14 protein-coding genes are annotated in these 24,349 nt (G+C 64.6%); 6 read left to right on the forward strand and 8 right to left on the reverse strand.

Features of this window, described 5'->3' with window-relative positions:
• The first annotated feature begins 5 nt into the window (after positions 1-5).
• Both CRP40_RS03000 and CRP40_RS03005 read left to right on the forward strand, forming a co-directional pair.
• A complete protein-coding gene (locus tag CRP40_RS03000) occupies positions 6-5,876 on the forward strand; it encodes a non-ribosomal peptide synthetase (protein WP_050587363.1) in 5,871 nt (1,956 codons plus the stop codon).
• 36 nt (positions 5,877-5,912) lie between these two features.
• A complete protein-coding gene (locus tag CRP40_RS03005; RefSeq protein WP_027916316.1) occupies positions 5,913-6,881 on the forward strand; it encodes an alpha/beta hydrolase in 969 nt (322 codons plus the stop codon).
• Positions 6,882-7,331: 450 nt separating this feature from the next.
• On the opposite strand, the gene CRP40_RS03010 is transcribed toward CRP40_RS03005, so the two are convergent.
• From CRP40_RS03010 to CRP40_RS03030, 5 genes are all read right to left on the reverse strand, one after another.
• A complete protein-coding gene (locus tag CRP40_RS03010) occupies positions 7,332-9,782 on the reverse strand; it encodes a TonB-dependent receptor (protein WP_033695166.1) in 2,451 nt (816 codons plus the stop codon).
• Positions 9,783-9,893: 111 nt separating this feature from the next.
• Positions 9,894-11,543, reverse strand: coding sequence for a cyclic peptide export ABC transporter (locus CRP40_RS03015; RefSeq protein WP_027916314.1), 1,650 nt, complete (start codon positions 11,541-11,543; stop codon positions 9,894-9,896).
• 27 nt (positions 11,544-11,570) lie between these two features.
• The gene (locus tag CRP40_RS03020; protein ID WP_033695174.1) at positions 11,571-12,473 is read right to left on the reverse strand and encodes a formylglycine-generating enzyme family protein; all 903 of its coding nucleotides are present in this window, start codon (positions 12,471-12,473) and stop codon (positions 11,571-11,573) included.
• Between the two features lie 37 nt (positions 12,474-12,510).
• Positions 12,511-13,797 carry an aminotransferase class V-fold PLP-dependent enzyme gene (locus tag CRP40_RS03025; protein ID WP_027916312.1) on the reverse strand — a complete coding sequence of 429 codons (1,287 nt, stop codon included), beginning with the start codon at positions 13,795-13,797 and terminating at the stop codon, positions 12,511-12,513.
• Between the two features lie 16 nt (positions 13,798-13,813).
• Entirely contained in the window at positions 13,814-15,160 is a 1,347-nt protein-coding gene (locus CRP40_RS03030; RefSeq protein WP_027916311.1) for a dipeptidase, read from the reverse strand.
• A 210-nt stretch (positions 15,161-15,370) separates the two neighbouring features.
• On the opposite strand from CRP40_RS03030, the gene CRP40_RS03035 reads away from it, so the two are divergent.
• Positions 15,371-16,999 (forward strand): hypothetical protein, encoded by a 1,629-nt coding sequence (locus tag CRP40_RS03035; RefSeq protein WP_027916310.1) that lies wholly within the window; start codon positions 15,371-15,373, stop codon positions 16,997-16,999.
• A 79-nt stretch (positions 17,000-17,078) separates the two neighbouring features.
• Here CRP40_RS03035 and CRP40_RS03040 read toward each other — a convergent pair whose 3' ends face one another.
• Genes CRP40_RS03040 through CRP40_RS03050 form a run of 3 tightly spaced genes read right to left on the reverse strand, consistent with a single transcriptional unit; the run spans position 17,079 to position 21,629 of the window.
• Positions 17,079-18,494 carry an efflux transporter outer membrane subunit gene (locus tag CRP40_RS03040; RefSeq protein WP_027916309.1) on the reverse strand — a complete coding sequence of 472 codons (1,416 nt, stop codon included), beginning with the start codon at positions 18,492-18,494 and terminating at the stop codon, positions 17,079-17,081.
• Between the two features lie 3 nt (positions 18,495-18,497).
• On the reverse strand, positions 18,498-20,462 hold the full coding sequence (locus CRP40_RS03045) for a MacB family efflux pump subunit (protein WP_027916308.1): 1,965 nt from the start codon (positions 20,460-20,462) through the stop codon (positions 18,498-18,500).
• Positions 20,463-21,629: an efflux RND transporter periplasmic adaptor subunit gene (locus CRP40_RS03050; protein WP_027916307.1), complete on the reverse strand. Its 1,167-nt coding sequence runs from the start codon at positions 21,627-21,629 to the stop codon at positions 20,463-20,465.
• A gap of 211 nt (positions 21,630-21,840) precedes the next feature.
• On the opposite strand from CRP40_RS03050, the gene CRP40_RS03055 reads away from it, so the two are divergent.
• The 3 genes from CRP40_RS03055 to CRP40_RS03065 all read left to right on the forward strand — a co-directional run bounded on the left by CRP40_RS03055 (position 21,841) and on the right by CRP40_RS03065 (position 24,336).
• Positions 21,841-22,317 (forward strand): sigma-70 family RNA polymerase sigma factor, encoded by a 477-nt coding sequence (locus CRP40_RS03055; protein WP_023533586.1) that lies wholly within the window; start codon positions 21,841-21,843, stop codon positions 22,315-22,317.
• A 152-nt stretch (positions 22,318-22,469) separates the two neighbouring features.
• Positions 22,470-22,943, forward strand: coding sequence for a response regulator (locus tag CRP40_RS03060; protein ID WP_027916306.1), 474 nt, complete (start codon positions 22,470-22,472; stop codon positions 22,941-22,943).
• A gap of 73 nt (positions 22,944-23,016) precedes the next feature.
• The gene (locus CRP40_RS03065) at positions 23,017-24,336 is read left to right on the forward strand and encodes an MFS transporter (RefSeq protein ID WP_027916305.1); all 1,320 of its coding nucleotides are present in this window, start codon (positions 23,017-23,019) and stop codon (positions 24,334-24,336) included.
• Positions 24,337-24,349 lie beyond the last annotated feature (13 nt).

Consider the following 24,349-nt stretch of genomic DNA (forward strand, 5'->3'; position numbering starts at 1 on the left):
GCCGGGTGGACCATCAGGTGAAGATCCGTGGCTTCCGCATCGAGCTGGGCGAGATCGAGACTTGCCTGCTGGCCCAGGCCGGTGTCAGCGAGGCGCTGGTCATGGCGCAGCCTGGCCCCAGTGGGCCGCAACTGGTGGGCTATGTGGTCACGCAGGTGGCCGTGGCCACGCTGCGCGAAGCGCTCAAGGCGAGCCTGCCGGACTATATGGTGCCGGCTCACCTGATGGTGCTCGACGGCCTGCCATTGAGCCTGAGCGGCAAGATCGACCGCAAGGCGCTGCCCCAGCCCGAGGCTGCCAGCAGCCATGCTTTCGTCGCCCCGCAGACAGCGCTCGAACAGCAGTTGGCCACAGTCTGGCAAGATGTGCTGAAGCTTGAGCGGGTCGGAGTGGACGACAACTTCTTCGAGCTGGGCGGTGACTCGATCATCTCCATCCAGGTGGTCAGCCGAGCGCGGCAGCTGGGGCTGCACCTGACCCCGAAAGCGTTGTTCCAGCACCAGACCCTCCGGGCCTTGGCCCAGGTCGTTGGCACGGCAGGCACAGCCTTGCAGATCGATCAGGGTGCGGTCACCGGCACCACGCCGTTGTTGCCGGTGCAGCACAGCTTCTTCAGCGAGGTCATTGCCCAGCGTCACCACTGGAACCAGTCGGTGCTGCTGGTGCCGAGCGCGCCGCTTCACGGGGCTGCGCTCGAGCAAGCGTTGCAGGCGTTGGTGCACCATCACGATGCCCTGCGCCTGCGCTTCAGTGAAGGCGATCAGGGTTGGCAGGCCTGCCACGGCGACAACGCCCAGGCGCTGCTGTGGCAACGCGAGGTGACCGATGCCCAGGCACTCACTGCCCTGTGCGACGATGCCCAGCGCAGCCTGGACCTGGCCGACGGCCCGCTGCTGCGCGCGGTGCTGGCCACCTTGGCCGACGGCAGCCAGCGCTTGCTGCTGGTGATCCATCACCTGGTGGTCGATGGCGTGTCGTGGCGCATTCTGTTCGAGGACCTGCAACAGGCTTACCAGCAGTGCCTGACTGGGCAGCCGCTCAGCCTGCCGGCCAAGACCAGCGCCTACAAGGCCTGGGCCGAACGCCTGCAAGCCCACGCCCAAAGCGAAACCCTGCGCCAGCAACTGAGCTACTGGCAGGCCCAACTGCAGGGCTCTGCCCAGACGCTGCCTGGCGAAGATGCCCAAGGCAGCCAGCAGGTGACCGACGCCCATACCGTGCAGGTTGAACTGGATGCAGCGCTGACCCGACAACTGCTTCAGCAGGCGCCGGCCGCTTACCGCACCCAGGTCAACGACCTGCTGCTGACCGCCCTGGCGCGGGTGATCTGCCACTGGACGGGCGAGCACGCGGCATTGATCGAGCTGGAAGGCCACGGCCGCGAGGCGCTGTTCGACGACGTCGACCTCACCCGTACCGTAGGCTGGTTCACCAGCCTGTTCCCGGTGAGACTGCCGGTGGCGGGGCCAGTGGGGGACACCATCAAGCAGGTCAAGGAACACCTGCGCGCCATCCCGGACAAAGGCATTGGCTTTGGTGTGCTGCGTTATCTGGGCGATACGGCTACCCGCCAGGTATTGACCGGCCTGTCGCAGCCACGCATCACCTTCAACTACCTGGGCCAGTTCAGCGCCAGCGCCGCCGGTGAGGACGATGCGCTGTTCGCCCCGGCCGCGGAAAGCGGCGGGCGCCAGGTCAGTGATCAGGCGCCGCTGGGCAATGCCCTGACCATCAACGGGCAGGTGTTCGAAGGCGCCCTGAAGCTGGACTTCACCTTCAGCCGCCAGCGGTTCGCCGCGGGCATCATCGAGCACCTGGCGCATGCCTACGTGAGCGAGCTGCGTACGGTCGTTGAGCACTGCCTGGCCTTGGAACACCTCTGCCTGACCCCGTCCGACTTCCCGCTCGCGGGGCTGAGCCAAGCACAGCTGGACCGTTTGCCGGTACCGGCCGAGGCTGTCGAAGACCTGTACCCGCTGTCGCCGATGCAGCAGGGCATCCTGTTCCACACCCTCGAAGCCGCTCAGCAGGGGCTGTACGTCAGCCAAACCAGCGTGCAGGTACAAGGGTTGGATAACGCCCGCTTCCTCGCGGCCTGGCAGCACATGGTCGATCGCCATGAAATTCTGCGCACCGGGTTCTGGACCGAAAGCCACCTCAACGAGCCATTGCAATGGGTGGCCAAGCGTGCCGACCTGCGTGTGCGCGAGCTCGACTGGCGGGGCCGCCCGGTCAGCGCCGCCGACCTGCAAGGCCTGGCCGAGCAGGACTACGCCCGCGGCTTCGACCTGCTGCAGCCGCCCTTGATGGGCCTGACCCTGGTGCGCCTGGATGAGGGGCGCCAGCAACTGATCTGGAGCAGCCACCACATCCTCATGGACGGCTGGAGCCACTCACGCCTGCTGGGTGAGGTGTTCGCCGTGTACGGTGGACAAGCACTGCCCGGCAAACGCGGCAGCTACCGCGACTACATCGCCTGGCTGGCCGCCCAGCCCCAGGCGCAGATGGAACACTTCTGGAAAGACAAGCTGGCCGGGCTCGAAGGGCCCACCCTGCTGGCCACCGGGTTGCATCCAGCGCCCGTCGCCGAGGCCGACGGCTACGACGCGCTGTACTTGAACTGGGACGCCGCGCAAACCCGGCAACTGCGTGATCAGGCCCAGCGCCTGCGGGTCACACCCAACACGCTGATCCAGGCAGCCTGGCTGCTGCTGCTGCAACGCTACACCGGGCAAGCGCGCGTGTGCTTCGGCGCAACCGTCGCCGGTCGTCCGGCAAACCTGCCGGGTGCTGAAGACATGCTGGGCTTGTTCATCAACACGCTGCCGATCATCCAGGCGCCTCTGCCCGAACAGCGGGTGGGGCAGTGGTTGCAGGCCCTGCAGGACTACAACGTGCAGGTGCGCGACTACGAGCACGTGTCTTTGGCCGATGTACAGCGTTGGTCCGGGCAAAGCGGACAGGCGTTATTCGACAGCATCGTGGTGTTCGAGAACTATCCCCTGGACGAGCGCCTGCAAGACGCCGGCGAAGACGGCTTGCGCTTCGGCGCCAGCGAAGGCCGCGACGTGACCAACTATGCCATGGACCTTGCCGTGCACCTGGATGACACCTTGAGCATCGAGTTCCTGTACTGGCGCAGCCGCTTCAGCCACGCTGCCTGCCAGGGCATTAGGCGCAGCTTCGAGCGCTTGCTCCAAGCGCTGCTTGGCGACCCACTGGCCGCCATCGGCAGCCTGCCCATGCTCGATGCCGACGCTGAGCGGCAGCAGGCCGAGGCCGACCGGCTGGTCGCCAACCCGACCCGCACGCCGCTGCTGCAGCGCATCGCCGGGCATGTACAGGCCCGTGGTCAGCAGGTGGCGGTCAGCTGCGCCGGGCAGTCCCTGACGTATGCCGAGCTTGAAGCGCGCGCCAACCGCCTGGCCGTGGCCCTGATCGACGCCGGTGCTGCCCCGGAGGTACGTGTCGGGGTGGCGCTGGAGCGCTCGGTAGACATGATCGTGGCCTTCTATGCGGTGCTCAAGACCGGCGCTGCGTATGTGCCTGTCGACATCGATTACCCGCGCGAGCGGGTGCAGTGGATCATCGAGGACTCAGCCATGCGGCTGCTCATCAGCCAGGCTAGCGTCAGCGAACGTTTGCCAAGCGCCGAAGGTGTCGACACGCTGCTGCTCGAATCGCTCGCGCCGGTGCAGGCGCAGGTCGCCCTGCCGGCGGTGGTGATCGACGAAGACAACCTGGCGTACCTGATCTACACCTCCGGTTCGTTGGGCAAGCCCAAAGGCGTTGCGGTCGCCCGCGGGCCGCTGGCCATGCACTGCCAGGCCATCATCAAGCGCTATGGGATGAGCGAGGCGACCCGCGAGTTGCTGTTCATGTCGTTCGCCTTCGATGGCGCCCAGGAGCGGTGGCTGTCCACCCTGGCGGCCGGTGGTCAGCTGGTGGTGCGCGACAACCGTCTGTGGACGCCCGAGGAAACCTGGCAGGTGCTGCATGAGCAGGCCATCACCATCGCCTGTTTCCCGCCTGCGTACCTGCAACAGTTGGCCGAATACGGCCAGGCCTTCGATAACCCGCCACCGGTGCAGATCTACTGCTTTGGCGGCGACGCCGTGGCCGATGCCAACTTCGAATTGGTCAAGCGCACCCTGCGTCCAAGGCTGCTGACCAATGGCTACGGCCCCACCGAGACGGTGGTCACACCGTTGCTGTGGGTGGTCGATACCGACCAGCGCTGCGAGGCGGCCTATGCGCCGATTGGCACACGGGTGGGTGAGCGTACCCTGCACATTCTCGATGCCGGCCTTAACCCATTGCCCGACGGCGTGCCAGGTGAGTTGTACATCGGCGGGCAAGGGCTTGCGCGGGGCTACCATGCTCGACCAGGCCTGACGGCCGAGCGATTCGTGGCCGACCCCAGTGGCAAGGGTGCGCGCCTGTACCGCACCGGCGACCTGGTGCGCCGCCGGGCAGACGGGGTGATCGACTTCCTTGGCCGCCTGGATCATCAGGTCAAGATCCGGGGCTTTCGTATCGAGCTGGGCGAAATCGAGGCCCGCTTGCGCAGCCAACCCCAGGTGCGCGATGCGGTCGTCGTGGCCCGTGACACCGAAGGCGGCAAGCAACTGATCGGTTATGTGGCCACCAGCAGCCCGGCACTACAAGGCGAGGCGCTGCGCATGGTATTGCAACAGGGCTTGCCTGACTACATGGTGCCCAGCCAGATCCTGGTGCTGGAGCACCTGCCGCTGAGCCCCAACGGCAAGGTTGACCGCAAGGCGCTGCCAGACCCGTCCTTCAAGGGTCGCGAGTACGTGGCGCCGCGCAACGCCCTCGAAGCCGGCCTTGCCGCGATCTGGCAAGAGGTGCTGGAGCTGGAGCAGGTTGGGGTGACGGACAACTTCTTCGAGCTGGGCGGCGATTCCTTGCGCACCCTGAAGGTGCTGTCCAAGGTGCGCAATCAACCGGCGTTGGGCGTTGAGCTGAAGCTGCGCGACATGATGAGCAAACCCACCATCGCCGAGTTGTCCGGTTACGTGGACGACGCCGTGGCAGTGCTTTCACCGCTGCTGCCGCTCAATGGTCCGGTCGCGCAGTGCGAGCCCCTGTTCTGTCTTCACGCAGGGTTCGGCACCGTGTTCGACTATGAGCCTCTGGCGCGACGGCTGGACGGGGTGCGCCAGGTCATCGGCGTGCAGTGCAGGATGCTGCTGGACAAGCACTGGCAGGACAGCTCGCTGGAAGCCATGGCCCAGGACTACGCAGGGTTCATCCGCGAACAGCAATCACAAGGGCCGTACCACTTGCTGGGCTGGTCGCTGGGCGGGCCGTTGGCGCTGCTGGTGGCCCGTGTGCTGGAAGGGCAGGGCCAGTGCGTGCACTTCGTTGGGCTGGTGGACAGCTTCGTGCCCGGTGACCACGGGCCGGAAGACGACCTGACCGAAGAGCTGCGCAACTTCTTGTCCATCATCCTCGACCAGCCGCCCGAAAGCCTGCCGGCGTTCGACCTGTCTGACGACGGCTCCCACCCGGCCCTTGAAGCGCTGGTAGCGCAAGTGCAGGCCCACGTGCTGGGCAGCGGTGATTCACCGCGCTTCGCTGCCGAGGAACTGGTGCATGCCTTTACGGTGGCGCTGCGCCTGAAGGCGCTGTCGCGACGCCTTGCGCCGCTGCCCGCCATCGAGTGCCCGGCCAGCTTCTGGTGGGCAGAGGACGGGTACCGCGCACCGGCTCAAGCTTATCAACGGCGGTTCAGCCAGGACGATGCAACGCTCATCCACGCCTCGCACTTCGAGATCCTCAAGCAGCCCCAGCTGCTGCGCGAGGTGTGCGAGTGCCTGGACACGACCACCGAAACCCAAGGGCGCGCGTGACGCGCCCTGTCACTGATTTTCAAGTAAGGATCGAACATGGCATTGCACCCTGACCTGGCAGCGTTTCTGGAACTGGTCGAATTCGGCAGGCTGACCGGCAAGAGCCAGCCCATGCACGCGATGGACGTGGCCCAGGCCCGCGCCGAATTCGCCGCCAGCTCGCAAGTGCTCGACCCCAGCCCGCCCGGTGACCTGAGTGTCAGCGAACTGAGCATCCCGACCCGCGACGGCGCCCAGCTGCCCGCTCGGCTCTACCGCAACGGGCAGCCTGCAGCTGCACCGCAACCGGTGATCCTCTACCTGCACGGCGGCGGCTATGTGGTCGGCAGCCTCGACTCGCACGACTCGGTGTGCCGGCGCCTGGCGAGCATGGGCGACTTCGCAGTGCTCGCCCCGGATTACCGACTGGCGCCGGAGCACCGTTTTCCGGTCCCTGTGAACGACGCGCTCGATGCCGCCAACTGGCTGGCCGAGCACGCCCTGGCCCTTGGGCTGGACAACCGCCGGGTGGTGTTTGCCGGCGACAGCGTCGGCGCAAGCCTTGCGACCGTCCTGGCCATCACTGCGGTCAAGGCCCCTGAAACGCTGGCGATCAAGCCGTTGGCGCAGTTACTGTTCTACCCGGTCACCGACCTGTCGTGCCTGCGCGACTCCCACCGCCAGCATGCCGAAGGCTATTTGCTGGAGACCGAGACGCTGGCGTGGTTCTACCAGCATTACGCACCGCTGCCCGAACAGCGCCTGGACTGGCGCGCTTCACCGCTGCTGGCCCAAGTGGACACGCCGCTGGCGCCGGCCTACCTGTGGGTAGCGGAGTACGACCCATTGCACGATGAAGGCCTAGCGTATCGCGACAGGTTGCAGGCAAGCGGGACGCCGGTGACCTTTGTGCGGGCGCAGGGGCTTAGCCATGACTTTTTGCGGATGTCGGGGTTGGTGGGGCAGGTCGGGGGGATTTATCGGGATGTGGGGGCGTGGTTGAGCGCGGTCGGTGGACGAGCGTAATAGTCCTCGCGTGCCGTTACCGTAACAGAGCACACACACATCCAGGCCTATGTAGTGCGACCAACTTGGAGAGTAGGTGTGTGCTTTTTCTGATTCTTAACTAAGGCTTGTGCGCGGGTGATCTTGATGAAATCCCGCAATGCCAGGTAGTCATACAAGCCGCCACAGGGAGTGGTGACTGCAGCCAACCACATAAACCGAGCAGGAAAGCCCTAGGGCCGGTCGAAATCAAGGGTGAAGCTGCGAGCAATGAGGCGATGAAGTAGATCAGTAGCCACCAGACCTTGAACCCACGCTCGATGGCCAGTGAATGCAGTTTTTCGGCATCACCGATCTTATACGTGGGGAGGTGACTGGATGCTTGATAGCGTTCGAGTCGCGCTGCCTCCCTGCACTTCGCAGGCAAGCCGGCTCAGTCGCCGAGCCGGCTTGTCGTCACAGACAGGGGCTTTAGAAGCTGTACCGGGTGGTGAACATCACGTTGCGGGGCTCACCGTAGTAACCGGTGAAGAACGTGGGGTCCAATGCGCTGAAGTACTTCTTGTCGAACACGTTGTTCACGTTGACGGTGGCGCTCAGTTCCTTGGTGATGTCGTAGCGTGCCATCAGGTCGAACACAGCGTATTGCTGCTGGGTCGCCTTGCCCTGGCTGGTGGTCAGGCTCAGGCCGCTCTGCCAGTTCATGCCGCCGCCCACGGTCAGCTGGTTGAGATCGCCGGGCAGGCGGTATGTGGTCCAGAGCTTGACCAGGTTGGCAGGCGCTTCGGTCATGATGCGCTCGCGGTCCGAGTCCTTGGTCAGGCTGTGGCTGTAGCTGGCGCTGACGTTCCAGTCGGGCATGACTTCGCCGTAGATTTCCATGTCGATGCCGCGGGTCTTGGCGCCGGACACCGCGCGGTACGCCGACTCACGAATGGTCCCTTCGACGGTTTCGCCGGTGGCCACGCCCAGGTTGTCCTGCTTGATTTCGTAAAGGGCGACGGCGGTGTTGACCCGCCCATCCAGAAATTCGCTTTTCAGGCCAATTTCGTAGTTGTCACCTTCGCGCGATTCCAGGGTCTTGCCTGCCTGATCGCGGATCGACTGCGGCTTGTAGATCTTGGTGTAGCTGGCGTAAAGCGAGTGGATGTCGGTAAGGTCGTACACCACCCCTGCATAAGGGGTGACGAAACCGCTCTCGCGGGTGGAGGCGCGGCTGTTCAGGCCCGGATAGGACGGGTTGGCCACGGTTTTTTTCTTGTAGCTGTAGTCGCCCACCCGTGCGCCCAGGATCAGCGACAGGTCATCGGTGGGTTTGAAACGCGCCACCATGTACGCGGCGTTCTGACGCACGGTGGTGTCGTCGTTCATCAGCTTGCCCACGGAAAGGGGGCGCTCGGTGTCGTTGTCCCAGGTGTAGATGTTGGCCGGACGGCCTTCCAGGTCGTCGTCGGCCGGGTCGCTGTAGTCGTGGAATTCCGAACCGCTCAAGCCGATCACCAGCTCATGCTCGCGGCCCAACAGCTGGAAGGGGCCCTGGACCAAGGCGTCGATGCCCAGTTGGCGCTGCGAGCCTGAGCCGTCGCCGCCGTACAGGTAGGCCCCTTCGCCGGTTTGCTTGTCGGGGAAGTCGCCGCTGAGCGAGGCCAGGGAATAGTCGCGCGAACTGTACATGTTGTTGACCGCCACCTTGAGCTTCCAGTCGTTGACCAGGCTCTGCTCAAGGTTGGCGAAGGTGGTAAGAGTGTTCTGCTTACGGTAGCTCCAGCGCGAACCTGCGTTGATCGAACGGGAAAAGTCGGTCTGTTCGCCATTGCTGTAGAACAGCGGGAAGCTGGCGAACGATACGCCACGCGGGTTGTTCTTCTGGTAGTCCACGCCCACGCTCAACAGGGTGCTGTCGGTGAGGTCGGCTTCGAGGATGCCGTAGTAGGTCTGTTTTTCCTGCTGGTAGTGGTCGATGTAGCTGTTGCCCTGCTTGTACGCCACGACCGTGCGACCGCGCAGGCGGGCATCGTCGGTCAGGGGGCCGGACACGTCCACCTCGGTGCGGTAGGTGTCCCAGGAACCCGCCCCGGCGGTGATCGAGCCCTGGAAGGTGGAGGTCGGGCGCTTGCGGACCAGGTTGATGCTGCCCGAGGGGTCACCGGCGCCTGTCATCAGGCCGGTAGCGCCGCGCACGATTTCGACGCGATCATAAATCGAGGTGTCGATCAGGCTTTGTGGGCTGGCACTGGTCTGCACGATCAGGGTCGTGGGGATACCGTCGAACTGGTAGCTGTCGATCGAATAGCCGCGCGAATAGATGTTCACCCGCTCACTGTCGATGTTCTGCACCGACAGGCCCGGCGCCTGCTTGAGCACGTCACTCAGGGTGGTCAGCTGTTGGTCTTGCAGGCGTTGACGGGTCATGACGCTGACCGACTGGGGGGTTTCGCGCAGGGACATGGGCAGCTTGGTGGACGCACTGCTGCTGTTGACGGTGTACGAACGGCTGGCTTCGCTCGAACCGTCCAGGTTGCTTTGCACGGTGGTGGCGTCCAGCTGCAGCGAGCTGGTGTCGTTGCCACGACGGTGAATGGTCACGCTGTTGCCCTGGATGTCGTACGCAAGCCCCGTGCCTGCCAGCAAGGTTGCCAGGGCCTGCTGCGCGGTGAGGTGGCCCTTGACGGCTCGACCGTTGAGCCCTTGCACATCATCGGGGCTGAACAGCACCTGCTGGTCGGCCTGGCGACCGAACGCCTGCAGCGAAGCGGAGAGCGGCATGGCGGCAATGTCCACGTCCACTTCCTGGGCCATCACCTGGGCCGACAGCGGCAGGCACAGCGCCATGCTCAGGCTCGAGCCGAGCAGCGTCGTCTGGAAGACACGGTGAAGCCTGAAGGCTTGGGTGATCGGGTTGAGCGTGCTAAGGGCTGGCATTACATCCTCTCTGGTGGAGATTTAAATGATAATGATTTGTATTAGTTGCTCAGTGAGACGCACCAGCGTAGGAAAACCGGAAAGAAAAAATTTCAGTCCGGTTACAACGCTTCAGGCGGGGTGGAGTGCTGGCGCGATCTTGCCGCGGTGCAGGCGCACCAAGTGGTCGGCCATATCGAAGTAGCGATCGTCGTGGGAGATCACGATGATGGTCTTGCCCAGCCGCTTCAGGTCCGGCAGCAGCTCGGTGTAGAAGATCCGCCTGAAGGTCGGATCCTGGTCGGCGGCCCATTCATCGAACACCAGTACGGGACGCTCCTCCAGCCAGGCGCTGACCAGCGCCAGGCGCTTGCGCTGGCCGGTGGACAGGTCGGTGGTGCTGAACACCCCGTCGCGGATGCTCACCTTGTGGTCGATCTCCAGGCGCCTGAGGTAGCGCCCGGCGTCATCGGGTAGCGGTTGATCGCCTTGGATCACGTCGTCGAACAGGTAGTAGTCAGCGAAGATAGTGGTAAACAGCTGGCGGTAGTCATCGCGGGTCTGGGCCGTCACGGGCTGGCCGTTGAGCACGATGCTCCCGGCTTGCGGGGCATACAGGCCCAGCAGCAGCTTGATCAGGGTGGTCTTGCCGCAGCCGTTTTCACCGACGATGAACACGATGTCGCCTTGCTGGACCTGCAGGCTCACCGGCCCGAACTGGAAGGGCTCGGCGCCCTCCACGGCAGGGAAGGTGTAGCGAACGTCCTTGAGTTCTAGCAAGTTCATGGCCATGGCTGGTTTGCGTGCGTCGTCCAGCAGCAGGTGTGGTTCGGGCGAGGAGAACTGCGTCGACAGCGCAGCAATACGGCGAAAGGCGATCTGGGCCTTGCCGATGATTGGCAGGGTGCTGATCAGGTGCTCCAGCGGGCCTTTCATGTACAGCAGCACCAGCACGAAACCGCTGGTAACGCTCTTGTCCGCCGAGGGCCAGTACGATTGCAGGGCCAGCGCCACCGCAATCACCACGAAGAACAACATCGAGCCCAGGGTCTTGGCGATCACGAAGGTGTTGATCGAGCGGACCTGGGTGGCGCAGATCCGATTGGCCGTGTCGCGGATGCCGTGGCTGAACATCCGTTGGCGGCGCGGCCGGTGAATGCGCAGTTCCTTGGCCCCTTCGGCGATGGCACTGTAGTGTTTTTGCAAGTCGTCCTCGGCTTCCCGCGCGGCTTCGAAGCCCCGCATGCCTCTGGCCTGGGCGATGAACTGCAGCACGGTGCCCACACCGATGGCCACCAGGATCACCAGGAACATCTGCCAGGACAGGTGCGCCAGGTAGCCCAGGCACCCCAGCGTCACGGTGAGCGAGATGGCCAGCGGGGCGAAGACGTAGGCGAAGTCGCTGATGGTGTCCACGTCATGGGTCAGTACCGGGATCAGCCGGTGGCTGCGGTAGCGCTCGATCTGGTCGATGGGCGCGGCCAGCACCTTCTCACCCAGCTGACGACGCAAGGTGGCGATGACGTGTTGGCCTACGTAGTTGGTGCCCATGTCGGACAGAATCGAGCTGAGCAGGGCCAGCAGGCACAGGCCAGCGAAGCCCAGTACCACGCCCTGTGTCAGGCCGGCGTCGCTGTGCAAGCTGCTGTTGATGGTGGCCAGCAAAGCGGTGACGCTCAGGCCACCGATCATGCCCAGGACGATGCAAACCGTGACCAGAGGCCAGAACGGCTTGAGCAGGCCGAACAGTTCCCTGACGGCGCCACGAGGTTGATGGGTCATGTGTTTCTCCTCAATCGCGTGGGGCTGTCAGAGTTCGCGGACGACTCGGAAACCAAGGAAATCGCCGCGAACCTCGGGCGAGCGGTTGTTGCGGTTGCCCGAGCGCGAGAACACCGGGGCCTCTCCCCAGTCGTTGCCGCGCATGACGCGTTTCTCGCAGTTGCCGGTTTTCCAGGCGCTGCCATCGGCAGGCGCACCTTCGTAGTCTGGGTTCAGGCAGTCGGCCGTCCACTCGTAGACATTGCCGTGCATGTCGTACACGCCAAAGGCGTTGGCCGGGTAGCTGCCCACGGGCGCGGTGTAGGAGTAGCCATCGGCAGGGCCATAGGTATTGGCGTGCTGGCTGATGCTGTAGGCCTTCTCGTCGTTGTTGTCGAAGGGGAACGGGAAAGAGCCAGTGGAGCCGGCCCGGGCGGCGTATTCGCGCTGCGCCTCGCTGATCAGGCGGTAAGTGTGCCCGGTTTTTTTCGTCAGCCATTGAGCATACGCATCGGCGTCGAACCAGCTGATGCACACCGCCGGCTGGCGAGGGCCCTGCTTGTAGGTGGGTTTGCTGGCCTTGCAGAAGCGGCCAGGACGGGTGTCGCCATCGGCGATCTTGACCCCGGTTTCCCGGATGTACGCATCCAGCTCGCCTGCGGTGACCGGGAAGCGGCCCACCGCGAACGGTTTGGCGAAGGTCACGGTATGCTGCGGGCCCTCATCGTATTCGCGACCCACTTCATCCTCCGGGGTACCCATCAGGTAACTGCCGGCGGGCAGCACTACCATTTCCGGGCAATGTGGGCAGTCCTTGAAAACGCTACCGGGTTTGATCGCTTCGCCCGCGTGTACGGCAGGGCTGGCCAGCAGGCCGAGCAGCGCGGCAGTGCCGAGCCTGTACAGGGTGCTGGACAATGGCTTGAATGAAACGCAAGGCAGGTTGGGCATGGTGAAAAGTCCGTGATCGATGGTCTGCATGAGGGGTTCAGCGGCGCAAGCGTGGAGTGAGCACAGCGATCAGCCGGTCGATTTCGGCTTCGGTGTTGAGCAGGCCCGGTGCAGTGCGTACCACCGGGCCCACGTCGCGCGACACCGCATCGACGACGATGCGCTGGCTGTTGAGGTAGGCGGCGACCTCGTCGGCATCCTGGTCGGCTACCCGAAAGAAGGTGAAACCTGCCGATTGGCGAGTGCTGCGCGGCGTGACCAGTTGCACGCCCGGCATCGTTTCGAGCCGCTGTTTGAGGTAGTCGTTGAGGCCGTGAATGCGTGCCTGTATGGCGGCCTTGCCGTGCTGCAGGTGCAAGTCGAAGGCTGCGCCCAGCGCCCATCGGTGCTCGAAGGCGTGATAGCCGCCTGGGGTGAAGGTGGTGGCGAAATCCTCATCTTCGGAAAAAGTCGCGATGAGGGGGTTCAGGTTGTCGAGTGCGGTGCTGGCCGCGCAGATGATCCCTGTGCCGCGCGGGCCGAACATCCACTTGTGCGTGCCGGCAATGAAGTAGTCGCAGTTGAGCTCGGCAAAGTGCATGTCCTCTACACCAAAGCCATGCACGCCGTCGACGACGTACAGGATGCGCTCATGCTCGGCGCGGTCCCGGTTGGCCTCGCGCACCAGTTCGCCGATGGCGCCCACCGGCAGCTTCACGCCACTGCCCGAGTGCACCCAGGTCATGCTCAGCACGCGGGTCTTGGGGTTGATGGCCGCCTTGATGGTGCTCAGCACTTGGTCGCTGGACAGGTTCCACGGCTCGTCGAACAGGCGCAGCCGGCGTACCGGGGTGCCATCGCGGGCGGTGCGAAAGTCCAACGTGTGGCGCGCTGCCGAGTGCTCGTGCACCGTCGTCAGGATCTCTTGCCCGGGTGCTATCTTGAGCCCGCCGTAGATTAGGCCCAACCCCTCTGTCGTGCTGCCGGTAAGGGCAATTTGCCGTGGGGCGACTTGCAGGTAACGGGCCGCCGCTTCGCGGACCTGCGCTTCGTGCTTCCATTCCGACTGGCTATCCCAGTCCACCAGCCGGGCCGGGTGCCGATCGAATTGCGCGCGCAGAGCCTCGATGGCGTCGCGTACCGGTTTTGGGTGCGAGGTGATCAGAAAGTTGGCGAAGTGGGCGTAGGCTGGGTCGAGGTCGAACAAGCTGCGAAAGCCCGCCCAGGCGTCAGAGCCTGCGGCCCGTGTGGGCGCTGCCTGGGCGGCGGGTATCAAATGGCTTGCCAGTGGCAGGCTGGCAGCGAGCAGGCTGGCCTGCTTGAGAAAGGCGCGACGGTCGTTCATCTGAGGGCTCGCATCATCATCGTGAGGGGGTGGCGCCAGGGGCCGCTGCCGCCTGCACCTGCTGCCAGACACGCAGGAAATTGCCGCCCCACAGCTTGCTGATGTCAGCTTCGGAGTAACCTCGTGTAATCAGTTCGGCCGTGACGTTGCGGGCCTCGCTGGCGTCCTGCCAGCCGTCAATGCCACCGCCTTCGTTGAAGTCCGAACTCAGGCCTACATGGTCGATGCCGACCTTGCGCACCGCGTAGTCGATGGCGTCGCCGTAGTCCTTGAGCGTGGCTGGCGGTTCTTCGTCGAGAATGGCGTACAACGCATTGGCGTACTGGCCCACTTTCTGTTCCGGCCAGCCCGCGATAACGGGGTCGCCCGGCATGAGGGCGTAGTTCAGGTCAGCCAGGGGCGGCAGGGCATAGTCGCTGCGCAGCGCGTTGAGGCGCTCCTGGGTTTTGTTGCTCAAGGGCTTGAGGTAGGTGGAGAAGGCGACGATCTGGATGACACCGCCGCTGTCCTTGATCAGTTGCATTTCCTTGTCCGACAGGTTGCGGCGGATGTCGACCATCGCCCGGGGCGCCGAATGCGACGCCACCACCGGTGCCCGGCTGAGCGCCACGACCTGGGCCAGGGCCTGGCTGGACATCTGCGACACGTCGATGATCACCCCCAGATCGTTCAAGCGCTGTACTGCCTGCTTGCCGATGGATGACAGGCCTTCGAGTGCATCGACGGTGTCATTGAAAAAGGGCAGCGGGCGCGAGGAGTCGGCCCAGCTGTTGTTGCCCACGTAGCTGAAGCCGAACAGGCGCACGCCGCGCGCAGCCCAACGGTCCAGCTGGTCCAGGTCGTCGCCCAGTGCGTAGGCATTGAGCATGCTGAGCAACACCGCAAACTTGCCTTCGCCGTGCAACCTGCGCATGTCCTGCGGGGTATAGGCAACGCCCACCCGTTCGGGGAAGTCGCGGACCATGCCCATGATGGCGTTGTAGCGCACCTCTTGCGTGTGGCGGGCGGCCTCGACGAAGCCGGGGGTAGGGCGGTGTGGGCCATCGTCGCCGGTCCAGGATTCGGGCCAGGCGAAAATGGTCAGGGCAGCGGCAGACAGGCGCCCGCGCGCCGCTTTGTTCAGGTCGAAGCGACCAGCACCGTCTTGGTCGGCTTCGCTGCCTTCGGTGCCGAAGGTCAGCGGCAGTGTGATGTGGCTGTCGAACGAAAGCAGGCGTTCCTGCAGGTCATTGGCCTGGCGCATGACGTCCCTGGGGTAGCCTGACGGCGTGTCGAGATAGTCCCAGGCCGCCCACCCGGCACCGGCGGTCACGGCCGCGGCCAGGCTGATATACAAGGCTTTTTTCCAGCGTGGTGTCGTCATCTTGGTCTCAGTAGGTTCACCGTCGAGGGATGGGCTTGGATGCCGCCGCTACCTGGAGGGAACGAGCTGCGATAGCGGAAATTTAAGCGCCCGCCCGTTGCTGAAGACAGGTGCCAGGGCGCACTGCAGCGCTAAATTTCGCCCGCCGAGCCACGTCCTAGCCTTGGATGGGCCGTGCTCCATGGCCGAAGTGAAAGCACAGGTAGGGCAATGACGATTTCTCGACGCGGGTTCATCGCCGGTGTGGCATTGACGGGTATGGCAGTGCCAGGCGCGCGGTACCTGCAGCGGCGGCGAGCCAGTGAAGAGCAATACCCTGAGACCCCCGGCGAGGCGGTGGTGGAACTTGCCGATACGCCTGTCAGGCAGCTGGGCGACACCTTGCGCGGTATCTGGCGCTGGACACCACAAGGCCGCGAGGCCGGGCTCGCCGGTATGCCGTCAGGGGAGCTTGAGCTATTCCTGGATGTGGCCTCGAGCGGGCGGGGGTTGCGCGGCTATCTCGACACCTCTGAACGTTTGCGCAGCACCCTGGAGCCACGCTATCGGGTGGTGGCTGACTTGTTGCTCGACCGACCAGGGACACTGCGCTGGCGGCTGTTGGCCACAGACGCCAACCCCCTGGGGGCACGCTACGAGTGCCAGGTTGTGCTTGACGAGGTCTGGGGGGCGTACGGCAACGCAGGGCCTGCGACCTTGAGCGGGCACGTGGCGGCGCTTGAGCGGCCACTGGCGCTGCCCGTGCAGGACAACCGTTTCCTGGCGCTGAAAAGAACGTTCCCCGAAGCGCGGGAGCGCACGCCATTGTCGGCGCCGTTGCTGGCGAAGCTGATCGCGCCGGAACACCGGCTGTTTCACCAGCTCTGGCATGCGTCGCGGGACAAGTGGCACAAGCTCGATGACGAAAAGCGCGGTGCGTTGCGCGGGCTTGGCTGGCAGCCAGGGCCGAGGGCGCGCGAGCGTGATGCACGGGGCCGGCACAAGGACCGCAACGGCTCCGGCGAGGACTTTCTGTTCATGCATCGGCACATGCTGGGCAACGCCAGGGCCATTGAGCCGTTACCGTCGTGGCCGCGTTTTCCTTTGCCCCAGCCAGCGCTCGAGCGCGACCGCGTAGGGTTCGCAGCCTACTTCGACAACCATGACGGCAACGCCTTGCCGCCGACATGGCTGGCCGATGATGACGAGGAGTACACCCAGTGGGTGCGTGACATCAAGAGCCCGGACACGTTCTACGGCAACTTCCAGGTCTGGGAGTCGCGCTACAGCGATCCGCATTACCTCAGTACCTTGACCTTGGGGCAGTTTGGCTCAGAGCTGGAGCTGGGCTTGCATGACTGGCTGCACATGCGCTGGGCCTCGGTGCCGCGCGATCCGGCCAACGGCATGCCGGTGCCGATGGCGCGCACGCCCGACGACTATGCCCAACGCTGGTATGGCGCCGAGAACGATTTTCTCGGCGACCCTTTTTCATCCCATGTGAACCCGGTGTTCTGGCGCTTTCATGGCTGGATCGACGACCGCATCGAGGACTGGTTCCAGGCCCATGAACGGCTTCATCCTGGTGAAGTGCGGCGCCTGGACGTCAACGGCGTGCCCTGGTTCGCGCCGGGGCGATGGGTGGAAGTTGCCGACCCCTGGCTGGGGCCTGATACCCATGGATGCTCCACAGTGCCTGGGCTGCGCCCAGGGCGGAGTGTGGAGATGGACCCGGAGACCATGAAGCTGGCCCTGCGCATCATCTATGCCGAGGATGATCGTTTCGCCGCGTTACGGCCCAAGGTGCCGCAGCGGCCATGGTATGCCCGGCATATCAAGGTGACGCGGCCATTGCGGTGAGGGTTCATGGAGATTCATGCCGCGATAGGCCGCGCAGCGGCCTCGGCGACCCTGGCGTTTTTCCAGCCCAGCGTTGCGCCTAAGGGGCATCACCGCCCACCTGCCACCCACCACCGAGCGCCTTGTAAAGCGCCACGCTCGCTTGCAAGCGGGCCAGGCGAAGCGTTGCCTGCTGATCCTGGGCTACATACAGCGTGCGCTGGGTTTCCAGCACGGTCAGTACGGTCTCGGCGCCTGCCCCATAGCGCTGTTCGGCCAGGTCAAAGGCCAGTTGAGCTTGTCGCACTTCTTCGTCCTGCCAGTGGCGTTGGCGGTCGACACCGTCCAGGGCATTGAGCGCCTTCTCCACATCGCTCAGGCCAGCGAGAATGCTGCTGCGATACTGCTCCAGCAGTTCGGCCTGCTCGGCCTCGGCCAGATCGCGGGAAGCCCTGAGCCTGCCGTTGTCGAAAATCGGCGCAAGCAGACCAGAGGTCAGGGTGTAATAGGGGCTTTCCAGCGTCTGGGCGAAGGTGCGCGCGCCGCTGCCCAGGGTGGCGCCAAGGGTTACCTTGGGCAGCATGGCCGCCCGGGCCACTTGCACGTTGGCGTTGGCCGCTGCCAGGCGGGCCTCGGCGGCGGCGATATCGGGGCGACGGGTCAGCAGGTCGCTGGGCAGGCCGCTGTCAACCGTCGGCCAGGCCACGCTGGCGAACGGCTGGCGGCTGGTCGGCAGTTGCTGTACTGGGTCGCCGAGCAATGTTGCAAGGGTGATGCGGGTGTCTTGCACGCGTTGCGCCATCAGGGGGACCTGACGCTCCTGGGCCGCGACCAGGCTGCGCTGCTGGGCAAGCTCCAGGCGTGTTGCCGAGCCTGCGCGCTGGCGTGCCTGGACCAGGCGCAAAATGCCCCGTGCATTGTCCAGGTTCAGTTGGGCGATGCGCAGTTGTTCGGCTAAGGCCAGGCCCTGCAGATACGTGTCGGCGATGTCGCTGAGCAGGGTCAACTGCACCGTCTGCCGGTCGAAGCGGCTGGCTTGCAATGTGCGCAGGGCGTTGTCGCGGCTAGCCCGCAGGCCGCCCCAGAAATCGATTTCATAGCTGGCACTGAGGTGGGTATCGAACGCGGTACTGGTGCGCTCGCTACGGGTGGCATCGAGGTCGTTATAACCCTCACCCTTGAGCAGCCGCTGGCGGCTGGCATCCACGCCCAGCTCGACCGCTGGCAGCAGGGGTGCGTTGGCGATGGCGGCTCGCGCTCTGGCCTGCCGGATGCGTGCGGTGGCGGCCGCCAGGTCGTGGCTGTTAAGCAGGGCGCGTTGCACCAGGCTGTCCAGCTCGGGGCTGTTGAAGGACTGCCACCACTGACGCGCCGGTCGGTCGGCCTCACCGAAAGCGTGTGTCGGGCCCTGCCAGGTACGCGGCATATCGACCGCTGCCTGGGGCAGGGTGGGTGGGCTGCACCCGGCGAACGCCAGGCAAAGGGTCAACAGGCTGATGCGGCTTGGCAAGGGCATGGCTTATTCGCTGGTAAGGGCTTTGACCGGGTCGAGTCGGGCGGCTTTGCGTGCGGGCATGAAGCCGAACACGATGCCGGTGATCACAGCGCAGGTAAAAGCGCCAAGCATGGCTGGCAGCGCGAAGGCCACCGCGATATCGGCCAGCATCAAGCCGGCGCCGACGACCAAGGCCAGGACGATGCCACTGAGCCCGCCCACCATCGAGAGCATGACCGCCTCACTGAGGAACTGGCGCATGATGTCGCGCTGGCGGGCTCCGGTGGCCATGCGGATACCAATTTCGCGGGTACGCTCGCGCACGGTCATCAGCATGATGTTCATCACCCCAATGCCGCCCACCAGTAGCGAGATGGCCGCGATGGCGCCTAGCATCAGCGATAGGCTGCTCTGGGTGCGTGCCTCGGCCTGGATCAACGCCGCATCGTTGGTCAGTTCGAAATCGTGGCGGCCCTGGTGGCGTTGGCGCAACAGGTGATCGATGGCCGCCTCGGTCGCGTTGACCTGGGTCGAATCGCGCGCCGCAATGGTGATGTAGTCGGGGTCGCGATGACCGAACAGGCGGATGGCGGCGGCCGAGTACGGCACCACGATACGCCCGTCGCTGTCCTGGTCGCCGGAGCTGGCGCCTTTTCCCGCCAGTATGCCGATCACCTGGAATGGCACGTTGCCGATCAGCAGGTATTGACCGATCGGGTTGGCATGGTCGCCCAGCATCTTTTCCCGCACTTTCTGGCCAATCACGGCGACCGCCGCCGCGGCGGCTTCGTCGGCCTGGCTGAAGAATGAGCCTTCCACCACGGGCCAGTTGAAAATGTCCTCGAACCAAGTGTTGTTGCCGCCCACGTAGAACACCTGGCTGGTGTTGTTCTGGCGCACCATGAGCTTTTCCCCGATCACGGGCATGACGTGCTTGACCTGCGGCAATTCGCCGATGGCCGCGACATCGTCCAGGGTGACGGTGCCTGCCGGCTCGCCGAGTGTCGCCGGCTTGCCGTTGAGATAAAGGATGTTCGAGCCGAACGCGGCCATCTGCGCCATCACCTGGCGCTTGCTGCCTTCGCCCACGGCCAGCATGACCACAACCGAGGCTACCCCGATGACGATACCCAGCAAGGTGAGCGCCGTGCGAAAGCGATTGATCCACATGATGCGCCAGGCTGCCTGGAGTGCTTCGACCAGCTCGCCTTTCCAGGCGCCGCGCAACTGCGCCCCCTGGTCCAGGCGCTGACGCAGATCATCGGCCTGCAGGCCTGGGTGGCGGGCTGTGCCGTCGCGCTCATCGGCCGAGTCGCTGATCATGAGGCCGTCGCGGATCTCGATGACCCGGTGCGCGCGGGCCGCGACATCTCGGTCGTGGGTGATCAGGATGATCACATGACCTTGGCTGGCCAATTCGTCCAGCAACGCCATGACTTCCTTGCCGCTGTGGCTGTCCAGGGCGCCGGTAGGCTCGTCGGCGAGGATGATGTGGCCACCGTTCATCAAGGCGCGGGCAATCGACACCCGCTGCTGCTGACCGCCCGACAGTTGATGCGGGCGGTTGGCGGTGCGGCTTGCCAAGCCTAGCCGCTCCAGCAGGGCCGCGGCGCGGGCGTGGCGCTCCTGGGCCGGGATGCCGGCATAGATGGCCGGCATCTCTACGTTTTCCAGCGCAGAGCCGGAGGGGATCAGGTGATAGCCTTGAAAGACGAATCCGAACGCCTCACGGCGCAGCCAAGCCAGCTCATCGTTGCCCAGCTCGGCCACGTCCATCCCCGCGAAGTGATAGCTGCCGCTGGTGGGGCGGTCCAGGCAACCGAGGATGTTCATCAGGGTGGATTTTCCGGAGCCCGAAGCGCCAACGATCGCAACGAACTCACCGGGATGAATGCGCAGGCTGATACCTCGCAGCACGTCCACCTTGGGGGAGCCGAAGCCGCCGTAAGCCTTGCAGATGTCGCGCAGTTCGATCAGGGGCGTGGTCATTCAGCCTCCACTGCCTTGGCCGATCAGCAACCGCTCACCTTCGCCCAGGCCATCGAGCACCTGCACACGCAGGCGATCGCTCAGCCCTGTTCGTACCTGACGCGGTCGCACCTGGCCATCGGGGGCGAGCACCTGTGCCATGTGCACGCCATCCTGTTCGTCCAGCGCAGCCAGGGGTACGGTCAGTACACCGCTGGCCTGCCCGGCGACGAAGAACACTTGCGTGGTCATTTCGGCCATCAGCGCACCGTCAGGGTTCTCCACATCCAGCAAGACGGTGTACTGCACCACCTGAGTACCGGTGGCGCCATTGGTCGCGCTCGCCGGGCTGCCGCCACCGCTGCTGGTCTGCTCCAGCGGTTTGGGTGGAATCGGCAGGATCTGCCTGACGCGGCTGCTCCAGCGGCGCTTGCCGCCGGCCAGTGTCGTGAAATAGGCCGTCATGCCGGGTTTGACCTTGCCGATATCGGCCTCCGACACCTGCGCCCACACCGTCATCGGCGAGAGCTTGGCGATGCGCAGAATCAATGGGGTTTGTTGCTGGGCATTGAGGGTCTGGCCTTCACGGGCATCCACCGCCACCACGGTGCCATCCATCGGGGCGTAGATACGGGTATAGCCCAACTCGGCTTCGTCACTGCGCAGGCTCGCCTGGGCCTGGCGGATTTGCGCTTGGTACATGTCGATACGCGCCTGGGTGACGCTGAGCTGCGCATCGGCCGCCTGCACATCCTCTTCGCGGGTGGCGCCGGCATCGGCCAGGCTGCGCTGGCGGGCGAGCTGCTGCCTGGCCAGTTTGAACTGGGCGCGCTGCTCGGCGAGCTGCGCCTTGAGGTTGTCGATGGAGAAGCGCCCGGCATCCACGCGCGCCTGCTGTGTGGACGGGTCAATCTCCACCAGCAGTTGTCCCTTGCGCACGGTATCGCCGGCTTCGACATGGAGCGTGCGAATCTGCCCGGACGCTTGTGCGCCAACATCCACATAGCGCCTGGGTTGCAGCGTGCCCAGCGCGGTGACGCTGCTTTCGATGTCTGCACGCGTCACGCTGACGGTGTTGGTCGGTACCGCGCCCAAGGGTAGGGTACGCCAGGCCAGAAGACTGCCCAGGCTCAGCAGGGCTAAGCCGCCCAGAAGCAGGCGGTGGCGAATAGCGGGTGCACGTCTCATGGGGACTTCCAGCCGAATTGGGCCTGAACGCAGGCGGTGCCTGTGCGCAGGCAGGTCCCCGTTAAACGAAGGTCATGGCGGCTAATTTAGGTTTGCCAGGCGACCGACGTCGGTTGCTGCGGGTAATGATAATTTGTAAGATTCCAATTTGATATCACCTGCGCCCGTCTGGGCTGCGCGGGGCCGTCATCGGGCGATTCAGGGTGCCGCCGTGGAACACTATTATCGCGAGTTGGTCAATTTCCTGAGCGCACGCCTCGGTAGCCGCCAGGCTGCTGAAGATGTGGCCCATGACGCCTACGTTCGGGTGCTGGAGCGTGTCGATGCGCAAGTGATCGAGCACCCCCGCGCGTTTCTTTATCGCACTGCGCTCAACCTGGTGGTGGATCGACACCGGCGTCACTTGATTCGCCAGACCGAACCGCTGGAAGTGCTCGATGAGGGCGTTCAGTGGCAGCACACGCTCTGGTCCCAGGACATGCACCACGCCCAGCGCCTGGACCTGCTCAAGCGTGCCTTGGACGAACTGCCCAAGCCATGCCGTGACAGCTTTCTGCTGCGCAAGCTCGAAGGCTTGTCCCATCCGCAGATTGCCGAACGGCTGGGCTTGTCGCGCAGCCTGGTGGAAAAGCACATCGTCAATGCCATGAAGCACTGCCGGCAACGCATGCGCCAGTGGGAGTCCTGACGGCACGCCGCGCAAACTGCACATTCTGTCGGGCCACCGCTTGCTTTTCGAGGGTTTCCCGGCTTGTATCTAGGGGTATCAATGCTGGACTTGGCCAGGGCTTGACGGGCTCGACCAAGTCTTGGCGGCCCCTCCACTGTCCAGGTTCGACCATGGCCAACAAGTCCTTGCGTATCCTGATTGCCGATGCTCACCCGCACCAACGCCTGCAACTGGAGCGTATGCTCAATGGCCTGGGGTATTACCGTATTGCCCCCGTCGACAGTTTCGAGGAGCTACAGCGGCTGGTGCTGGGTGCCCTCCAGCCCTTCCACCTGCTGTTGGGCAATATCGAGTTGGCCAGCCATGCAGGCGTGGACCTGGCCCGGTTTTGCCGGGTCAGCACGCAGATCCAGCATGCCCTGCTTTACCATTGCGCCCAACTGAAGGTGCCTGCGGTACCCCAGGCCGAGCGCCAGGCGGTCAGCCTGAGCCTGCCGCACGTGCCTGACGATGCCGCCCTGGCGTCCTTCATGTCGATCGTCGACGCACCCCTGGTGGTGGGCACCCTACGGATGCCGGACGGGTTGCGCAGGGTAGGCCCCAGAGCACCCGGCAACTTGGCCCAGACGGTCTTTCATCGCTGATCCAGGCAGGGTAGGGGCAATCGGGTCGCTATTTGCTATCCTCCGGCCTTTGACCATTGCTGCGAAACCTGCCATGACTGCCACCGATACCGCTCGTCCACCCCGGTTCACCCGCCGTGACCACCGGACGCTGGGCCTGGCTGCGCTGGGCGGCGCGCTGGAAATCTACGATTTCATCATCTTCGTCTTCTTCGCCCTGACCCTCAGCCAGCTGTTCTTCCCGCCTGAGATGCCTCAATGGCTACGGCTGCTGCAAAGCTTCGGCATCTTCGTCACCGGTTACCTGGCCCGACCACTGGGTGGCATCCTGATGGCGCATTTCGCTGATCACCTGGGCCGCAAGCGCGTGTTCAGCCTGAGCATTTTGATGATGGCGCTGCCGTGCCTGCTCATCGGCGTCATGCCGACGTATGCCGACATTGGGTACGCGGCGCCGTTGTTGTTGCTGGCGCTACGCATCCTGCAAGGGGCCGCGGTCGGTGGTGAAGTGCCCAGTGCCTGGACCTTCGTTGCCGAACATGCGCCGCCCGGGCGACGCGGCTATGCCTTGGGCTTTCTGCAGGCCGGGCTCACGTTCGGCTATCTGCTGGGCGCACTGACGGCAACCTTGCTGGCCCATGTGTTCTCGCCCGAGGAAATACTCAGCTACGCCTGGCGTTATCCGTTCCTGCTGGGGGGCGTGTTCGGGGTCATCGGCGTGTGGTTGCGCCGCTGGCTGAGTGAAACACCGGTCTTCCTGGCGTTGCGTAGTCAACAGGCGCCGGTGAAGTTTCCTTTGCGACAGGTGCTTGGCGAACATAAACGCGCCTTGGCACCCGCGGCGCTGCTGACCTGCGTGCTGACCTCGGCGGTGGTGGTGCTGGTGGTGATCACCCCGACGGTCATGCAGCAGCGCTTTGGCATGAGCGCGGGAGATACCTTTGCCCTGAGCAGCGTGGGCATCGTGTTTCTGAACCTGGGCTGTGTGCTTGCCGGGTTGCTGGTCGACCGCGTGGGCGCGTGGCGGGCGCTGCTGTTGTACAGCGTGCTGCTACCGCTCGGGGTCGGCGTGCTCTATGCCAGCCTGATCGGGCACTGGGGCATGACCTGGGTGGCCTATGCCCTGGCGGGCTTGTCGTGCGGTGTGGTGGGCGTGGTGCCATCGGTCATGGTCGGGCTGTTCCCTGCGCAGATTCGCGTATCGGGCATTTCGTTCACCTACAACGTGGCCTATGCGCTGTGGGCCAGTATCACGCCCTTGGCGCTTATCGCACTGATGCCATGGAGCCCTTGGGTGTGTGTCGGGTTCTGTCTGGTGATGGGCGGGGTAGGGGTAATGACCTCGGTGTACTTCGGGCGACGAGAGCCCATGGCGGCGGGTGAAGCGGGGCTTGAGCTCCCGCGCACGGCCTGACACTCACAATCAC

Source organism: Pseudomonas sp. URMO17WK12:I9, assembly GCF_900230165.1.
GTDB lineage: Bacteria > Pseudomonadota > Gammaproteobacteria > Pseudomonadales > Pseudomonadaceae > Aquipseudomonas > Aquipseudomonas fulva.

What these genes read in the sequence shown, in the direction of transcription:
- CRP40_RS03005 (WP_027916316.1), top strand. Translation starts at nt 5,913, where the DNA reads ATGGCATTGCACCCTGACCTGGCAGCGTTTCTGGAACTGGTCGAATTC.
- CRP40_RS03010 (WP_033695166.1), bottom strand. Translation starts at nt 9,782, where the DNA reads ATGCCAGCCCTTAGCACGCTCAACCCGATCACCCAAGCCTTCAGGCTT.
- CRP40_RS03015 (WP_027916314.1), bottom strand. Translation starts at nt 11,543, where the DNA reads ATGACCCATCAACCTCGTGGCGCCGTCAGGGAACTGTTCGGCCTGCTC.
- CRP40_RS03020 (WP_033695174.1), bottom strand. Translation starts at nt 12,473, where the DNA reads ATGCCCAACCTGCCTTGCGTTTCATTCAAGCCATTGTCCAGCACCCTG.
- CRP40_RS03025 (WP_027916312.1), bottom strand. Translation starts at nt 13,797, where the DNA reads ATGAACGACCGTCGCGCCTTTCTCAAGCAGGCCAGCCTGCTCGCTGCC.
- CRP40_RS03030 (WP_027916311.1), bottom strand. Translation starts at nt 15,160, where the DNA reads ATGACGACACCACGCTGGAAAAAAGCCTTGTATATCAGCCTGGCCGCG.
- CRP40_RS03035 (WP_027916310.1), top strand. Translation starts at nt 15,371, where the DNA reads ATGACGATTTCTCGACGCGGGTTCATCGCCGGTGTGGCATTGACGGGT.
- CRP40_RS03040 (WP_027916309.1), bottom strand. Translation starts at nt 18,494, where the DNA reads ATGCCCTTGCCAAGCCGCATCAGCCTGTTGACCCTTTGCCTGGCGTTC.
- CRP40_RS03045 (WP_027916308.1), bottom strand. Translation starts at nt 20,462, where the DNA reads ATGACCACGCCCCTGATCGAACTGCGCGACATCTGCAAGGCTTACGGC.
- CRP40_RS03050 (WP_027916307.1), bottom strand. Translation starts at nt 21,629, where the DNA reads ATGAGACGTGCACCCGCTATTCGCCACCGCCTGCTTCTGGGCGGCTTA.
- CRP40_RS03060 (WP_027916306.1), top strand. Translation starts at nt 22,470, where the DNA reads ATGGCCAACAAGTCCTTGCGTATCCTGATTGCCGATGCTCACCCGCAC.
- CRP40_RS03065 (WP_027916305.1), top strand. Translation starts at nt 23,017, where the DNA reads ATGACTGCCACCGATACCGCTCGTCCACCCCGGTTCACCCGCCGTGAC.